Source organism: Pseudomonas sp. FGI182 (assembly GCF_000511325.1).
In the GTDB taxonomy this organism is placed as follows: Bacteria; Pseudomonadota; Gammaproteobacteria; order Pseudomonadales; family Pseudomonadaceae; genus Aquipseudomonas; species Aquipseudomonas putida_Z.
Window position 1 is genome coordinate 2,598,423 of the sequence record NZ_CP007012.1, and the last position, 16,724, is coordinate 2,615,146.

14 protein-coding genes and 1 pseudogene are annotated in these 16,724 nt (G+C 64.7%); 6 read left to right on the forward strand and 9 right to left on the reverse strand.

Annotation, left to right across the window (positions count from 1 at the left end; all coding sequences use genetic code 11):
• Positions 1–54: 54 nt before the first annotated feature.
• Positions 55–705, reverse strand: a complete 651-nt coding sequence (locus C163_RS11485) for an ankyrin repeat domain-containing protein (protein ID WP_025338890.1) — start codon at positions 703–705, stop codon at positions 55–57.
• Positions 706–822: 117 nt separating this feature from the next.
• Here C163_RS11485 and ggt point away from each other — a divergent pair, with 117 nt between their 5' ends.
• Positions 823–2,613: a gamma-glutamyltransferase gene (gene ggt, locus C163_RS11490; RefSeq protein WP_025338891.1), complete on the forward strand. Its 1,791-nt coding sequence runs from the start codon at positions 823–825 to the stop codon at positions 2,611–2,613.
• 70 nt (positions 2,614–2,683) lie between these two features.
• Positions 2,684–3,565 carry a LysR substrate-binding domain-containing protein gene (locus C163_RS11495; RefSeq protein WP_025338892.1) on the forward strand — a complete coding sequence of 294 codons (882 nt, stop codon included), beginning with the start codon at positions 2,684–2,686 and terminating at the stop codon, positions 3,563–3,565.
• Positions 3,566–3,755: 190 nt separating this feature from the next.
• On the opposite strand, the gene ctlX is transcribed toward C163_RS11495, so the two are convergent.
• Together ctlX and C163_RS11505 are read right to left on the reverse strand one after the other, a co-directional pair.
• Positions 3,756–4,709, reverse strand: a complete 954-nt coding sequence (gene ctlX, locus C163_RS11500; RefSeq protein WP_049866761.1) for a citrulline utilization hydrolase CtlX — start codon at positions 4,707–4,709, stop codon at positions 3,756–3,758.
• A 25-nt stretch (positions 4,710–4,734) separates the two neighbouring features.
• Positions 4,735–5,787 (reverse strand): ornithine cyclodeaminase, encoded by a 1,053-nt coding sequence (locus tag C163_RS11505; RefSeq protein ID WP_025338894.1) that lies wholly within the window; start codon positions 5,785–5,787, stop codon positions 4,735–4,737.
• 187 nt (positions 5,788–5,974) lie between these two features.
• On the opposite strand from C163_RS11505, the gene C163_RS11510 reads away from it, so the two are divergent.
• Together C163_RS11510 and C163_RS11515 are read left to right on the forward strand one after the other, a co-directional pair.
• A complete protein-coding gene (locus C163_RS11510; RefSeq protein ID WP_012272037.1) occupies positions 5,975–6,397 on the forward strand; it encodes an Lrp/AsnC family transcriptional regulator in 423 nt (140 codons plus the stop codon).
• Positions 6,398–6,740: 343 nt separating this feature from the next.
• Positions 6,741–8,159, forward strand: coding sequence for an amino acid permease (locus tag C163_RS11515; protein ID WP_025338895.1), 1,419 nt, complete (start codon positions 6,741–6,743; stop codon positions 8,157–8,159).
• Between the two features lie 149 nt (positions 8,160–8,308).
• Here C163_RS11515 and C163_RS11520 read toward each other — a convergent pair whose 3' ends face one another.
• The 5 genes and pseudogenes from C163_RS11520 to C163_RS11540 form a co-directional block, all read right to left on the reverse strand.
• Complete coding sequence (locus tag C163_RS11520) at positions 8,309–9,244, reverse strand: LysR substrate-binding domain-containing protein (protein WP_025338896.1); 936 nt, start codon at positions 9,242–9,244, stop codon at positions 8,309–8,311.
• Positions 9,245–9,569: 325 nt separating this feature from the next.
• Positions 9,570–10,169, reverse strand: a complete 600-nt coding sequence (locus C163_RS11525) for an START domain-containing protein (protein WP_025338897.1) — start codon at positions 10,167–10,169, stop codon at positions 9,570–9,572.
• A gap of 90 nt (positions 10,170–10,259) precedes the next feature.
• Positions 10,260–11,096 carry a bifunctional allantoicase/(S)-ureidoglycine aminohydrolase gene (locus C163_RS11530; RefSeq protein WP_013972924.1) on the reverse strand — a complete coding sequence of 279 codons (837 nt, stop codon included), beginning with the start codon at positions 11,094–11,096 and terminating at the stop codon, positions 10,260–10,262.
• Positions 11,097–11,202: 106 nt separating this feature from the next.
• A pseudogene (locus C163_RS11535) lies at positions 11,203–12,584 on the reverse strand (LLM class flavin-dependent oxidoreductase).
• Between the two features lie 16 nt (positions 12,585–12,600).
• Complete coding sequence (locus tag C163_RS11540; RefSeq protein WP_025338898.1) at positions 12,601–13,581, reverse strand: aliphatic sulfonate ABC transporter substrate-binding protein; 981 nt, start codon at positions 13,579–13,581, stop codon at positions 12,601–12,603.
• A 196-nt stretch (positions 13,582–13,777) separates the two neighbouring features.
• Between C163_RS11540 and C163_RS11545 the strand changes: the two genes are divergently transcribed.
• Positions 13,778–14,662 (forward strand): hypothetical protein, encoded by an 885-nt coding sequence (locus C163_RS11545; RefSeq protein ID WP_025338899.1) that lies wholly within the window; start codon positions 13,778–13,780, stop codon positions 14,660–14,662.
• Positions 14,663–14,780: 118 nt separating this feature from the next.
• A complete protein-coding gene (locus C163_RS11550) occupies positions 14,781–15,464 on the forward strand; it encodes a TetR/AcrR family transcriptional regulator (protein ID WP_025338900.1) in 684 nt (227 codons plus the stop codon).
• Between the two features lie 148 nt (positions 15,465–15,612).
• Here C163_RS11550 and C163_RS11555 read toward each other — a convergent pair whose 3' ends face one another.
• Entirely contained in the window at positions 15,613–16,620 is a 1,008-nt protein-coding gene (locus tag C163_RS11555) for a GlxA family transcriptional regulator (protein WP_025338901.1), read from the reverse strand.
• Between the last annotated feature and the right edge of the window lie 104 nt (positions 16,621–16,724).

Genomic DNA, 16,724 nt, shown 5'->3' on the forward strand with positions numbered 1-16,724 from the left:
CTTGCGTCGCGATTGGGCTGCAAAGCAGCCCCGGCATTCGAAAGCCAGCATTGCCTAGCGGGCCAGTAACGCCTCCATCTCCCGATACCCCCGCTGCCGCGCATGCTCCAGCGCGGTCACCCCATCCTTGTCGGCAATCTGCCGATCCGCCCCGGCCGCCAGTAGCCGGCGCACGATCTCAACATGCCGCGGCCCGCCGTCACCGAGGATCACCGCCTCCAGCAGCGCAGTCCAGTGCAGGCGGTTGAGATGGTTCACGTCCACCCCGGCATCGATCAGCAGCTGCACGGTCTCGACATGCCCGCGTTCGGCGGCGGGTATCAGCGCAGTGCCTCCATACCGGTTGGTGCTCTTGAGGTCGGCACCGTGGCTCAAGGTCAGCCGCAGGATGTCGTTCAGGCCACGCGCCCCGGCATACAGGTACGGGCTGTCGTCGATGTTGTCCTTGGCATTCACATCGGCACCGGCCTCGATCAGCGCTTTCGCGGCCGCAACCTGGTTGCCATGGGTAGCCACCAGCAGGGCAGTGCGCCCTTGCTCGTCACGGCTCTCCAGCTGCGCACCTTGTGCCAGCAGTTGTTGCAGGGTGCGCACATCATCGTGACGGGCAGCGTCGTGCAGGCGGTTGTCCATGGCAGTGCTCTCGGCGTGGGCGGCAAGGCTGGTGCACAGGGCGAACAGCATCGCAGCAAGTAGTGAACGCATGGGGCAGGCTCCTCGATGACCTGCCCGCATCCTAGAAAAAACACGCCAGGGCTTGAAGTTAAGTTTGCGCATGACAGACAGTGCCTTGCTGAATAGGTAATGGCAGGAAGCACAACGATGACATTCTCCACCCCCCTGATGGGCGCCTTGTGCCTGGTAGCTGCCAGTGGCTGGGCCTGTGCCGACCAGGTGCTGCCCGCACCACCGGAACTGGCCTCCGGCTACCGTACTGGCCTGCAGCCGGTGCATGCCAGCCGGCACATGGCCGCCGCCGCCAACCCGCTGGCCAGCGAAGCGGGGCGGGCGATGCTGCGTGCCGGTGGCAGCGCCATCGACGCGGCCATCGCCATGCAGATGGTGCTGACCCTGGTCGAACCGCAATCCAGCGGCATTGGCGGCGGGGCGTTCATCCTCTACTGGGATGGGCAGCGCGTACAGGCGTTCGATGGCCGCGAGGCAGCCCCGGCGGCGGTGACGGAAAACCTGTTCCTGCAAGCCGATGGTTCACCGATGCCATTCAGGGCGGCGCAGATCGGCGGGCGTTCGGTGGGCGTACCGGGAGTTCTGCGTGCCCTGAAGCTGGCCCATGAGCAGCACGGCAAGCTGCCCTGGCGCGACCTGTTCGCCCCGGCCATTGCGCTGGCACGTAACGGTTTCGCGGTTTCCGAACGCCTTCACACGCTGGTGGCGGGCGACCCGTTCATTGCCCGTTCACCGGCCATGGCCCGTTACTTCCTGGATGAGCAGGGCAAGCCGCTGGCGGTGGGGGCTACCTTGCGCAACCCCGAGCTTGCGCAAACCTTCGAGCAGATTGCTGCGCACGGCCCTGAAGTGTTCTACAGCGGCGAGATCGCCGAAGCCATCGTCGCCAAGGTGCGCAGCCATGCCAATGCCGGCTACCTGTCGTTGCAGGATATGCAGCAATACCGGGCCAAGATGCGCGAGCCGCTGTGCGGCCCCTACAAGGCCTGGCGCATTTGTGGCATGCCGCCGCCGTCGTCGGGCGGGGTGACGGTGCTGCAGACCCTGGGCATCCTGGAGGCACTGCAACGGGCTTCGCCACAGCGCGACCTTGCCGCCATGCGGCCGCTGCGTACTTCGTCGGTTGCCGGGCTGGAAGCCCCGCCGCTGGCTGTGCACCTGGTTGCCGAGGCCGAGCGCCTGGCCTATGCCGACCGCGCCCAGTACCTGGCCGACAGCGATTACGTGCCGGTGCCGCTCAAGGCCCTGACCGACTCCGCATACCTGGCCAGCCGCGCTGCGCAGGTCGGCGAGTACAGCATGAAACGCGCCCGCCCGGGCCAGCCGCAGGGGGCCGATCTGGCCCTGGCGCCTGACCGGTCGCCGCTGCGCATATCCACCTCGCACCTCAGCGCGGTGGACGACCGCGGCCAGGCCCTGGCCATGACCACTTCGGTGGAAGCGGCGTTCGGCTCGCACCTGATGGTCAAGGGCTTTTTGCTCAACAACCACCTGACCGACTTCTCGTTCATCCCCCGGGAACAAGGCAAGCCCGTGGCCAACCGGGTGCAACCGGGCAAGCGGCCTCTGTCGGCCATGGCGCCGACCCTGGTGTTCTCGCAAGCTTCCGGCGAGCTGGTGGCCAGCCTGGGCTCGCCCGGTGGCTCGCAGATCATCGGCTACGTGAACAAGGCGCTGATTGGCCTGCTGGATTGGCAGCTCGACCCGCAGCAGGCCGCCGGCCTGCCCAACTTCGGCAGCCGCAATGCCGGCACCGAAGTAGAGGGGGGGTTGGCCAGCCCGGCACTGATCCGCCAGTTGGCAGCCTGGGGGCATGAGGTGACGCCGATGATCATGACCAGTGGCATGCAGATCATCCAGCGCAGTGGCGAGGGTTGGTCGGGTGGTGCCGACCCGCGGCGCGAAGGCGTGGCAGTCGGCGACTAGCGGTGCGCGTTGCGGTGCAGCAGTTGGCGTGGTAGAAGTCAGTCTTGCCATTCAGAAGTTGAATATCAAGATGTCAATCAGCGTGAAATCGAATAGGGCCCTGTTCGACCTCGACCTGTTGCGTGCCATTGTCGTGGTGGCCGATTGCGGCAGCTTCACCACGGCTGCTGCCCGCCTGCACTCCACCCAATCGACCATCAGCCAGAAGGTGCGCCGCCTGGAGGATATGGTTGGCCACCGCCTGCTGGTGCGTGGCAATCGCGACGTGCTGCCGACCGACGCCGGGCAGACCCTGCTCGGCTATGCCCGGCACATGCTGGCCCTCAACGACCAGATGCTCGAAGCCTTGGCCGGGGCGATGGTTGGCATGACCGTGCGCCTTGGCGTGCCCGAGGACTTCGTGGGCGGGCGTACTACCAATGCATTGTCGGCGTTCAGCCGGCTGCACCCGCAGGTGAAGCTGGAAGTGACCAGCGGCCTGTGCCGCGACCTCAGCCAGGCCTACGACAACGGTGAGCTCGACCTGGTGTTGCTCAAGCAGCGGCGCAACAGCCGCGAAGGCGTGGCCTGCTGGCCCGAACGCCTGCAGTGGATCGACAGCGCGCGCACGCCCGCCTTCGAACTGGACCCGGTCCCGCTGGTGACCTTCCCGCCCCGCGGCCTGTACCGCGACGACATGATCACCGCCATCGAAGGCATGGGCCGGCGTTGGCGCATCAGCTTCACCAGCTCCAGCCTCAGCGGCATCCAGGCAGCGGTCGCTGATGGCATGGGTATCAGCCTGCTGCCGCCACGGGCGGCCACTGGCGAGCACCGGGTGCTGGGGGCAGGGCAAGGGTTGCCGGAAGTCGACAGCTACGAAATCGTCATCGTCCACCGGCCGACGGCGGATGTGATGGTCAAGGCGTTGGCCGAGGTGATGACGCAATTGCTGGCAGGTGGCGGGATCTGACGATCTGTGCGGCGATGCAGGATTTTACAATCTCACGCGATCCCTTGTAGGAGCGGCCTGGTGTCGCGAAAGGGCTGCGCAGCAGCCCCAGGTTTCAGCGTCGCTGCAGAGATTGCCGGGGCCGCTGTGCGGCCCTTTCGCGACACAAGGCCGCTCCTACAAGGGCCGCGTCAGCCAGTAAGGTCGTGGGTCAGGCGCAGGCAGCTGTCATTCTTGGCGAAAGGTGTATCCCGGCAATCATGCAGCGCACCGAGCCCCCTGCCATCTCGATGGTCGGCACATCGAGTGGCACCAGCCGCGCCGAGCGTTCGATGCGCTGGCGCTGTTCGCCGGTCAGGCTGTCGAAGGCCTTGCGTGACAGCGCCAGGATGCGCCCGTCACGCCCGGACAGTTCGATGGCATTGCCGGCGAACTGGCTGATCTGCCGGTTGCTCAGGTCGATCACATCGCGGCCCGACTCAAGCAGGCGCATGCGCACTTCCTCGGCCCGCGCCTTGTTGGTGAAGGTGCCAAAGCCCACCAGCGCAAACTCCGTCGCCACGCACATCAGCACATTGGTGTGGTAGATCGGCGTGCCTTGTTCATCGGCGGTGTCGAACACCATCGGCTCGAAGTTGAAGTGCGTACTGAAACGCTCCAGGGCAATCGGGTCGGCGCGGTTGGAGCGCGCGGTATAGGCCACCCGCGACAGGTGGTCGAAGACCATGGCGCCGGTCCCTTCAAGGAACAGTTCGTCCTGCTCCAGCCCCGAATAGTCGATCACATCCTGCACCCGGTACTCATGCTTGAGCATCTCGATCACATCGGCGCGCCGTTCGCGGCGGCGGTTGCGCGAGTACATCGAGTAGATCGCGATGTGCCCCCCGGGGTGGGTGGAGAACCAGTTGTTGGGGAATACCGAGTCGGGGGTGTTGTGCTCACCGAAGTCGTCGAACAGATGCACCCGCACGCCCTCGGCTTCGAGCCGGCCGGCGGCCTGGGTGACTTCATCGCGTGCCACCTCGGCCAGGGCCTGGGCGGCGATGTCTGGGTTGCTGCGCTGGAACGAGTTGTCGGCTGCGGTTTCCGGGTTGGGGGTGAAGGCATGCGGCCTGACCATGACCACTGCTGCAGGTGCCTGAATGGAACGCGTTGGAAATGCCATGTGAAATACCAGGTTGGGAGCAGGGTTAGGCAACGCGTCGGATGCGGCTTTTGGCAGCGCGACCGCGGGTATGGCTGAACAGGTCCTTTGGGTCGTCCTCCACCCAAGGCACCAGGTCGATCTTGCTGCCCATGCCGCGTTTTTCGGCCTGCTGTAGTACGTACCGTAGTACGGTGTAGTCTTCCAGGGCGAAGCCCACCGAGTCGAACACGGTGACCTGGGCGTCACTCTGGCGGCCCTCGGTCTCACCGCGCAGCACGCGCCACAGGTCGACCACCGGGAAGTCCGCCGGCAACTGCTGGATATCACCTTCGATGCGGGTTTGCGGCTCGTACTCGACGAACACCCGAGCGCTACGCAGCACATCGGCATGCAGCTCGGTCTTGCCCGGGCAGTCGCCACCCACGGCATTCAGGTGCATGCCGGGTTCGAGCATGTCGGGGGTGATGATGGTGGCGTAGGCCTTGTCGGCGGTCACCGTGGTGATGATGTCCACGCCTTTCACCGCTTCTGCCACCGAACCGGCACGGCGGATGGTCAGGCCGCTGTATTCCTTGAGGTTGGCGATCAGCTTGGCGGTGGCCAGCGGGTCGGTGTCGTAGGCGACGATTTCTTCGATGCCCAGGTGCTTGTGGAAGGCCAGTGCCTGGAATTCGCTTTGCGCACCGTTGCCGATCAGCGCCATCTTGCGCGAGCTCGGCCGGGCCAGCGCCTGCGCTGCCATCAGCGAGGTGGCCGCAGTGCGCAGGGCGGTGGCGATGGTCAGTTCGGACAGCAGCACCGGGTAGCCGGTGTCGACATCGGCCAGCACGCCGAAGGCCATCACCGTATGCAGGTCGCGGGCGGTGTTGGCCGGGTGGCCATTGACGTATTTGAAGGCATAACGGCTGTTGTCGGCGACCGGCATCAGTTCGATCACGCCGACTTCCGAATGGCTGGCAACACGCGCGGATTTATCAAACTCCTGCCAGCGCTTGTAATCTTCGCGAATGGCTGCGGCCAGTTCGCCGATGAACGGCGCTACGCCAATGTCATGTACCAAGTCCGACATGGTTGGAACATCAATGAAATACGTCATGCTCTTGCACCTTATTATTGCGCTCTCACCCCAGTGGCCTGCGGGATGAACGCTTGAGATTGTTGAAGTGGCATGAACATTTTGATGAAAGGTTGCGTCAAGATGAAGAGAGCAGGTTGCCAGTTTCATCAACTTTCTAGACAATCTGCCACCCCAAAATAGCAATCTGATTATTTGGCAGGCATCTATGGATACTATCGATCGGGAACTGATTGCGCTGTTGCGGGACAACGCGCGCACCCCCGTGCTGACCCTGGCGAAGAAGCTCAAGGTGGCCAGGGCAACCGTGCAAAACCGCATCACCCGGCTCGAAGAGCAGGGCGTGATCATCGGCTACACGGTACGCCTGCGCTCCGATGCGCTGGAGCAGGGTGTGCGGGCCATCACCAGCATCGGCATCAGCGGCCACCACGCCGCAGAGGTCAAGCACGCGCTGCGTGGGCATCCCAACGTGGTGGCCATTCATACCACCAATGGCCGCTGGGACCTGATGGCAGAGCTGCGTGCCGACACCCTCGAGGCCTTCGACCGGGCGTTGAACACCATCCGCTCGATACCGCACATCGAAAACACCGAGACCAGCATCCTGCTCTCTACCTACAAGATGTGACCGCTGGGTCAGGCCTTGTGGCAGGTGCATTGTGCAAACTGTCACCCAGGCTTTTCACACTGCACAAAATCCGTTTGGCTGTGTGCATTCTGTAGCGTTCCGCTTGACCCGGGCCGCTGGCAGAATGAAACGGCTTTCGCGGGACTGTATCGGGCGCGCCACTCTGGTGCGTTTCAATAGAATAAGTAAGCCCGCTGCGAAGTTGCATCGGGAACTGTTCTTCATCTGTGTCAATACCCACGCTTCGACAGTCTTGAATGACTAAAAGCCTGCACTTGAGTACCAACTAACTGGTGCGGTGCGGGGCGCTGAGGTTTTACAAAAAAAGAATAAGAGGTCAACTATGCAGCAAACGTGCAACGCGCAAAGCGCAGTTCCGGAAGATGGCCGCGTGCTCAAACGCCGGCTGGAAAACCGGCATATCCAGCTTATTTCGATCAGTGGCGCCATTGGCACCGGCCTGTTCATGGGCTCGGGCAAGATCATTGCGCTGTCCGGCACATCGATCATCCTGGTGTACGCCATCATCGGCTTTTTCGTGTTCTGCGTCATGCGGGCCATGGGCGAGATGCTGCTGGCCAACCTGCAGATGGAATCGTTCGCCGACCTGGTGCACAACTATCTGGGGCCAAGGGCCGGTTACATCCTCAGCTGGTCGTACTGGCTGAGTTGGGTGGTCGCGGCGGTGGGCGATGTGGTGGTCGTGGCGGGGTTCGTGCAGTACTGGTACCCGGATGTGCCCACCTGGCTACCGGCATTCGCCACCATGTTCCTGCTGCTGGGGCTGAACATGCTGGCGGTGAAAGCGTTCGGCGAGGTGGAGTTCTGGTTCGGCCTGATCAAGATCGTGGCCATCGTGCTGCTGGTGGTAACCGGCCTGGTGATGGTCGCCACGTCCTACACCTCGCCGGCCGGGGTGACCGCCTCGTTCAGCCACCTGGTGGCCCCGGGCGTGGTCATGCCGCATGGCATCCTCGGCTTTCTCGCCGGGTTTCAGATCGCCATATTTTCCTTTGTCGGTACCGAGCTGATCGGTACTGCAGCCGCGGAGGCCAAGGACCCGGAGCGGACCTTGCCCAAGGCCATCAACACCATCCCGGTGCGTATCCTGCTGTTCTACATCTGCTCGCTGGTATGCATCATCAGTGTCATCTCCTGGGCCAATGTGCCGGCCAATCGCAGCCCGTTCGTCGAACTGTTCCTGCTGGGTGGGTTGCCCGCTGCCGCTGGCATCATCAACTTCGTGGTGCTGACCTCTGCGGCCTCGTCGGCCAACAGTGGCGTGTACTCCGGCTCGCGGATGCTCTACGGCCTGTCGCACCAGCAGCAGGCGCCGCTGGCGTTCGGGCGGTTGTCGGGCTCGGGTACGCCGGTACGCGCGCTGGTGTTCTCGGGGGTTTGCATGGCGATCGCACTGACGCTGCTGTTCGTGATCCCCGAGGTGATGACCGTGTTCACCCTGGTGTCGACTATTTCCGCGGTGATGATCATCGTTACCTGGTCGCTGATCCTGCTGTCCTACTTCGCCTATCGCCGGCAGGATCCGCAGGCGCATGAGCAGTCGACGTTCAAGCTGCCTGGTGGCAAGGTCACCGCTGCGCTGTCGCAGCTGTTCCTGATCTTCGTGCTGTGCCTGCTGGCGCTGGAGCCGGACACCCGCACCGCGCTGTACGTGATGCCGCTGTGGTACGCAGGCCTGTTGCTGGCCTATCGGCGCAGAGCCAGGGCTTGCTCCCGGCCGCAGACAGCCACGGCGGCCTGACGCCTCGGCTTGCACCGGCCCTTGTAGGAGCGGTCTTGTGTCGCGACAGGGCTGCAAAGCAGCCCCAGAAATTTGTGCATCTGCGCTGAGCCTTGGGGCTGCCTTGCAGCCCTGTCGCGACACAAGGCCGCTCCTACAGCGTGAACCGATCATGCGGTGGGCAAATTGTCGCGCAGCCAGTCCACCAGCCGCAGAATGGTCGGGGTGGTGGTGCGCCCGTGAGGCACTACCAGGTAATAGGCCTCACGCGGCCGCACCACCAGGTCGGTCAGGCGCACCAGCTCGCCGGACGCCAACAGGTGGTCGAGCATGCGCCCCCAGCCCAGTGCCACGCCATGCCCATGCAGTGCGCCCTGGATGGTGTCGGTATACAGCTGGCAGCGCAGGTTGTAGTGCAGCTTCGGCGGGTTGCCGCCCAGTGCCCGGAACCAGGTGGGCCAGGTCATCCAGCCTTCGGTGGTGGCATCGGCGTCCAGCAGGTCGGCCCGGTACAGCGCCTCCAGCGAGTCCGGCAGCGGGTTGTGCGCCAGCCAGGCCGGCGAGCACACCGGGAAGATCTCTTCATCGAACAGGTGCAGGGCAATGCCGTCTTCCCAGCGGCCATTGCCATAGCGCACCAGCAGGTCGACATCGTGGTTGCGCAGGTCGCCGGTGAACATCTGCGTGGCCAGGCGCAGACGCACCTGGGGCAGGGCGCTGCGCAGGCTGCCCAGGCGCGGCATCACCCGCAACTGGGAGAAGGTGGCGGTGGAGCTGAGCACCAGTTCCTGTTCGCTGTCGCCTTCGCTGAGGCGGTCGAAGACCGAGGCGATCTTCTGCATGGAATCGGAAACCACCGCGTACAGCGCCTGGCCCTCGCTGGTCAGGCGGATGCCGCGGTGCAGGCGCTGGAACAGTTGGCGGCCGAGGTTTTCTTCAAGCTGCCTGACCTGCTTGCTGACCGCGGCCTGGGTGACGCCCAGCTCCTGGGCGGCCAGGGTGAAACTGGTGTGGCGGGCTACCGCTTCGAATTCGAGCAGCGCGGTCATCGACGGGATGATGCGCCGGTAGCCTTTGTGCGTGTTGCCATTTTCTTGTGTTTTCATGTGACGTCCTGGCCAGGCGCGGCGCGCTGGTCCGCGCCGCGCGGGCACAGTGGCAGAAAAAGCGCGATGGCGGTAGCCCGGAAGGGCCGTGATGCTGCCGGTGGAAACTGTCTTGCGCAAATCTGAAGGCTTGTGCAAATCCCTGTGGGAGCGGGTTTACCCGCGAACACCGGCGCAGCCGGTGCCATCCACCGCGTTGGATTCTTCGCGGCTGAAGCCGCTCCCACAGGGTGCGAGGACCGCTTGCGAATCAGTTCTCTGCCCTTGAGAGCGGCGCGATCGGAGTGGGGGCGTGGCTTGTCGGCGATAGGGCCGTGCAGGCATTTCAAGGCTGGCGCTCGGCCACCGCCCGCAAGGTCCGCAATGTCACCACGGGTGCATCCACCACAAACCGGTTGGCCAGCCACCCCGGCACATCCCCCGCAGGGTCGGCCTGCAGTTGGTAGGTCACTTCGGTCCTGCGCTCACCCAGCGGTTTCATCCGCCACTCGCCGTTGAGCTGCTGCACACGGATCAGCCCATCTACCTTGGGGATCCTGTCTGGCTCGGCGCTCAGGTGGCGCAACAGCGTGCCGTCGTCCAGGCGTTCGGTGGTGACCTTCAGCACGATGTCCCGCGGCATTGTCGGCCACGGCAGGTTGGTGGTCAGGTACACCCAGGTGTTTTCGCCCTGCACATCCAGCAAGCGCATCTCGGCGCAGGCGTACAGCCACTTGCAGGCCACCCGCAGGTTCTCCTGCAGGTCGGTGAGCGTGCGAACGCTGGCTTTCATGGTGCTGACACCACGGAATTGCTGGTAGGGCGAGTCGGGGGCGGCGCTCAGGTAAACGCGGATGCCTTCGCGGTCGTAGGCCAGGTTCCAGTCATCGGCGGCCGGGGCGGGGGTGCAGAGCAGCAGGGCGGCGAGCAGCAGGCAGCGGTTCATGGCTGGTACCGCGCGGGGGGTGGGTGTTTCAGTATGCGCGGCAAACAGAAAGCCCGCCAGGTTGGCGGGCTTGCGGGCATCAGCCTGGGCTTAACGCTTAGGGTTGAGCGTCAGGTGCACGTGACGGTTCACGTCCTTGTACAGCAGGTAGCTGAACTTGCCTGGGCCGCCGGCGTAGCAGGCTTGCGGGCAGAAGGCGCGCAGCCACATGAAGTCGCCGGCTTCCACTTCGACCCAGTCCTGGTTCAGGCGGTACACCGCCTTGCCTTCCAGCACGTACAGGCCGTGTTCCATCACGTGGGTCTCGGCGAACGGGATCACACCGCCCGGCTGGAAGGTGACGATGTTCACGTGCATGTCGTGGCGCATGTCGGCCATGTCGACGAAGCGGGTGGTGACCCAGCGGCCTTCGGTGCCCGGCATCTCGATGACGGTGGCGTTGTCACGGTGGGTGACGAACGACTCGGGAACGTCCAGGCCTTCGACCTTCTGGTAGTGCTTGCGCAGCCAGTGGAAGGTGACGTTGGACTTGCTGTTGTTACGCAGGCTCCACTCGGCGCCCGGGGCCAGGAAGGCGTAGCCGCCCGGAACCAGGGTGTGGTGCTTGCCTTCGACGGTGATGTCCAGTTCGCCTTCGACGATGAACACCACGGCTTCGGCGTTCGGGTCCAGCTCAGGGCGCTCGCTGCCGCCTTCCGGGGCCACTTCGACGATGTACTGGGAGAAGGTTTCGGCAAAACCGGTCAGCGGGCGGGCAATGACCCACATGCGCATCTTGTCCCAGAACGGCAGGTGGCTGGTGACGATGTCACGCATCACGCCCTTGGGGATGACGGCATAGGCTTCGGTGAACATGGCACGGTCAGTCAGCAGCTCGGTCTGAGCCGGGTGCCCACCGTGGGGGGCGAAGTACGAATGGTTCGACATGGACGATCTCGACTTGTTGTTCTCTCCCCATGCCGTGAACCGCACCGGCCGGTGCGGCGCAGGGGATGTGGCGACAGAATAGGGTCGAGTGTGTGCCATCCACAAATTAAATGTTGGAATACCCAGTATTTGCCGGCTGAATGCGAACCTGCCGGCCAGCGTGCCCTTCCGGCAAGCGGTCGCCCTGGCCGAACAGCTTGTGGCGCAAGGTGCCTTCGGCATGACTCAGCGGGTAGCGGCCACGGCGTTGCAGCTCCGGCACCAGCAGCTCGACCACATTTGCCAGGTCGTCCGGTTGCACTGCGTAGGTCAGGTTGAAGCCATCGATGCCGGTCTGGTCCTGCCAGCTTTCCAGCTGGTCGGCCACCTCGCTGGCAGTACCCACCAGCACCGGGCCACGGCCGCCCAGGCCAACGAACTCGGCAGCCTCGCGCACGGTCCAGCGGCGGTTCGGGTCGGCGGCGGTGAAGGCGGCCAGGGCCGCGCGACCGGCATCGTTCTCGACGTATTCGATGGGCGCATCGGGGTCGAGGCCGGCAAAGTCGATGCCGGTCCAGCCCGACAGCAGCGCCAGGGCGGCGTCCAGGTCGACATAACGGCGGTATTCGGCGAAGCGCGCCTCGGCCTCCTCTCGGGTAGGGGCGACGATCAACAGCGCCTGGGCGTAGATCAGCACCTCGTCCCGGCCACCTCGCTGGCCTGGCGGATGCCGTCGGCGTAGCGGCGCAGTACCGTGGGCGTCGGCCCGCTGATGAACACGCATTCGGCGTGCCGCGCCGCGAACTGCTGGCCGCGTGCCGAAGCACCGGCCTGGAACAGCACCGGCGTACGTTGCGGCGAAGGTTGGCACAGGTGCATGCCCGGCACCTGGAAGTGCTCGCCCACATGGTTGATGGGGTGTACCCGGGCGGGTTCGATATAGCGCCCGCTGTCACGCTCCAGCAGCACCGCATCGTCGTCCCAGCTTTTCTCCCAGAGCTTGTAAAGCACCTGCAGGTATTCCTCGGCCAGGTCATAGCGCTGGTCGTGGCCCAGCTGGCGTTCCAGGCCCAGGTTGCGCGCGGCACTGTCGAGGTAGCCGGTGACGATGTTCCAGCCGACCCGGCCATTGCTCAGGTGGTCGAGCGTCGACATGCGCCGGGCGAACGGGTAGGGGTGTTCGTAGGTGAGCGAGAAGGTGACGCCGAAGCCCAGGTGCTCGGTAACCCCGGCCATGGCCGGCACCAGCAGCAGCGGGTCGTTGACCGGCACCTGCACGCCACCGCGCAGGGCGGCTTCGGGGCCGCCCTGGTAGACGTCGTAGATGCCCAGCACATCGGCGATGAACAGGGCATCGAACAGGCCGCGTTCGAGCAGGCGGGCCAGGTCGGTCCAGTAGCCCAGGCGGTTGAAGGCCACGCTGGTGTTGCGCGGGTGGCGCCACAGGCCGGGGGACTGGTGGCTGGCGGCATTCATGCTGAAGGCGTTGAAGCGAATCGGGCGGGGCATGGTGGGCGCGCTCCGCTCAAGGCAATACGGAAGCCGGGTAGACCGCGTCGGCCACCTGCAGCTTGCGTGGAATCAGGCCCAGGCCCTGGAAGGTATCGGCCAGCTTCTGTTGCTCGGCAACGATCTGCGGGGTAATGGCCACGGCGTTGTAGTTGCGCCGCTCGCTGGCCACTTGCAGCACATTGGCGTTGATCCCCAGTTGCGGGGCCAGCAGCGCGGCAACTTCCGCAGGCTTGGCATTGGCCCACTGGCTGACCTTGCCCAGTTCGGCGAAGAAAGTCTTCAGCAAGGCGCGATGCTGGTCGGCGAAGCTGGCGGTGGACAGGTAGAAGGTGCGGTTGTTGGACAGGCCGCTGCCGTCGCGCAGGTTCTTCAGGCCCGGCTGGCTTTCTGCTGCGGCGAGGAACGGGTCCCACAGGGTCACAGCCTGGACGCTGCCCGATTGCAGGGCAGCGACGGCATCGGCGGCGTTGTTGACGTAGGCCGGGGTGATGTCCTGGTAGCTGAGGCCGGCCTGTTCCAGGGCAACGGCCAGCAGGTATTGGGCGTTCCAGCCGCGGCCGGTGGCCACGCGCTTGCCCTTGAGGTCTTGCACGCTGGCCAGGTGGTCCTGCTCGCGCACCACCAGGCCGATGCCGCGTGGGTAGGGTTGCTCGGCGGCCAGGTACACCACCGGCTTGCCTGCAGCCTGGGCGAACACCGAGGGTGCGTCGGCGGCATGGCCGAGGTCGATGGCGCCGGTGCTCAAGGCTTCGAGCAACTGCGGGCCGGCGGCGAACTCGTGCCAGCTGACTTTCACGCCTTGCGGTGCCAGGGCCTTCTCCAGGGCGCCGCTGCCCTTGAGGATGTTGATGCTGTTGAACTTCTGGTAGCCGATGCGCAGGGTTCTGGCCTCGTCGGCCAGGGCTTGGGACCAAGGCAACAGGGTACTGGCGACACTGGCCAGCAAGCCGCCGATCAACAGGCGGCGCAAGGGGGAGAAGGCACGGGCGGGCATTGGCATTGCTCCTTGAGTTGGAGGGGAAACGATGTGCCCAGACTAAGGAGGTGGCGTTTGGCTTTCAATTTTTATATTCCTGTTTGTTAGATTGTTTAGTTATTTTTATATCCTTTTGTTTTGTAATGGTTGGTCCATTTCGACATTTTTTTCACATTCGCTTGCTAGGCTCCCCGGCATTCCCGAGGAGCCCTACATGTCGCACATCCTGCGCAAGCGCAGCACCCGCATCGCCTTGGCCGCCACCGCCGGCCTGCTCACGGCCACCCTGGGCTTCTTTGCCTGGCAGAGTTTCTACCCGGTCCAGGCCGCCTCCGGCTGGGGCGTCGAGGTGCTGCACCGCGACGTGACCAAGGCCGCGTCGCTGTTACCGCAAGCCGATGGCAGCCTGCTGGTCAGCCGCGAACTGGACGATGGCCGTGGCAGCATCCTCAGGATCACCGCCCAGGGTAATCGGGTGGTGGTCATCGACAACCTGTCCAAACCCGACGGCATGGTGGCGGCGCAGGGAGGCTGGGTGTTCAGCCAGGAAGGCGGGTTTGCCCCGGTGAGCCTGGCCCGCGATGGCCAGGTCACGCGGCTGTTCGACGGCGAGAGCGTGCAGGGCCTGTGGAACGACGGCGAGCACCTGTACGCCATCGAGGACCGCAAGGGCAATGGCCGTTTGATGCGCTATGACTGGCGCAGCGGCCAGCTCGATGTGCTGCGCTCCGGCCTGACCGAAACCGAAGGCCTGACCCGCTGCAGCGACGGGCGTTTGCTGTATACCGAAAAGGCCAACGGCAAGGTCCGCGCCCTGTCCGACGATGGCCGGGACCCGGTGGTGGTCGATGGCCTGCGCAACCCGACGTTCCTGTTCTGCGACCAGCGCGGCCTGTGGATCAGCGAAGACAACACCCACCGGGCCCGGCTGCTGCGCATCGGCGCCGACGGCACGCGGCAGACCGTGCTGTCGTTCCTCAAGGCGCCGCAGTCGATCGTTGCCGATGGCAAGGGCGGCTACCTGCTGGCCGAAGGCGGGCGCAACCGTGTGCTGCACCTGACCCCGCCGCTGGAGCGCAATACCGCCCAGCGCGACTGACCCTGCGCCTGGCTGGGCAGCAGCCGTGGATGATGGCTACCCGACCAACAGCGCGCTTCCCTGCATGGCCGCGCTCGCGGATAATCCCTCCATTCCAATAAACAGCCTGTGAGTGGGTATGAGTGATTCCGTAGTCAGCCTCGGCCAGCCTGAAACCGAAGGGGGGCGCAAGACGCGCAAGAACAACCCCGAGAAAACGCGCGAGGACATCCTCCAGGCCGCCATCAACGAGTTCGTCCAGCAAGGGCTGGCCGGTGCCCGCGTCGACGCCATCGCCGAGCGCACCGCCACCTCCAAGCGCATGATCTACTACTACTTCGGCAGCAAGGAGCAGTTGTACTGCGAGTGCCTGATCAAGCTGTACGGCGACATCCGCAAGACCGAGCAAAGCCTGGACCTGGAGTCGCTGCCGGCCGAGCAGGCGATTCGCCGGCTGGTGGAGTTCACCTTCGATCACCACGACCGCAACGTCGATTTCGTGCGGATCATCTGCACCGAAAACATCCATTACGGCGAGTACGTCAAGCAGTCGCCGGCGATTCGCGAAATGAGCAGCCTGGTGCTCGAGGCCCTGGGCAGTACCTTGCGCCGTGGGGTGCAGGAAGGTGTGTTCCGCGCCGGCATCGAGGTCATCGACCTGCACATGCTGATGAGCTCGTTCTGCTTCTACCGGGTGTCGAACCGCCACACCTTTGGCGAGATCTTCCAGATCGACCTGTCCGATGAGCAGGTCAAGCTGCGTCACAAGGCCATGATCTGTGATGCGGTGTTGCGGTATATCCAGATCGAGCGCCGCCCCTGAAGGTTTTCCAGTGCCTGGGCTGGCCCCTTCGCGGGCATGCCCGCTCCCACAGGTACTGCATCTGCCTTGAATGTTGTGGTGATCCTGTGGGAGCGGGCGCGCCCGCGAAAGGGACGGCCCAGGCGACACATGAATGACGCCTTGATGCTCACTCGCCCAACCGCTGCTCACGCGACGGCGGGTAGCCAAAGTAAGCCGCATAGCATTTGCTGAAGTGCGACACCGAAACAAACCCGCAAGCCACTGCCACTTCCATCACCGACAGGTCGGAATACTGCAACAGGCGGCGGCTCTTGGTGATGCGCAGCTCCATGTAGTAACGCCGCGGCGAAGTGCCCAGCTGGGCCTGGAACAGGCGGTCGATCTGCCGGCGCGAGCGCCCGCTGTAGGCGGCCAGCTGGTCGAGGCTGAGGGTTTCCTCGAGGTTGTTCTCCATCAGTTCGACGATGGTGCGCAGGTGCAGGCTCATGGACTTCTTCGCGCCTGGGCCGACCTGGCGGTAGCGGGCACCGGAGAACGACAGGATTTCCTCGACGCCTTCGGCCAGGCCGTCGCCATACAGCCGGCGCACCAGGCCGAGCATCAGCTCCATGGCGCCATTGGGGCTGGCAGCGCTGAGGCGGTCGCGGTCGAGGGTGAAGCTGGCCGGGGTGATTCGCGTCTGCGGGCTGCGCTCGGACAGGCTGGCGCGCTGTTCGGGGTGGATACTGCAGCCATAGTCATCCAGCACCCCGGCGCGGCCGAGGAACCATGCGCCGTTCCACAGCCCGCCCAGGGCCATGCCGTGGGCCGCGCAATCGCCCAGCAGGCGGTCGAGTTCGGGGTACTTCAATGGCGTGCGCAGGCCGCCGCAGATCACCAGCAGGTCCAGCTCCTTCAGCGCCTCGGCGGACAACTCGGTGGCCACCAGCTCCAGCCCCAGGTCGCTGAGCACGCGGTCGCCTTCCAGCGACAGCGGGGTGAACTGGAAGCTGTCGGCGCGCAGCAGGTTGGCCGTGACCAGCACGTCCATGGCCACGGTGAAGCTGGCCATCGAGAAGTGTTCGAGCAATACGAAATCGACCCGATAGGGGGCCTGGGCATTGGCGCTGGTGGACTTCAGCCGCAGCATGTTGCTGGTACTGGTCTTCTTGCTGAACTGGCGTGGCGTGGGCACTCTGGACTCCGCTTCCTGGCTGGCCTTGAGAGTGTGGCGGGTGGCCGGGGGAAAGACAATCTCCCGGGTGGCCGTGTCGTGTTCCAGGTCGTGTTCAGGCAACC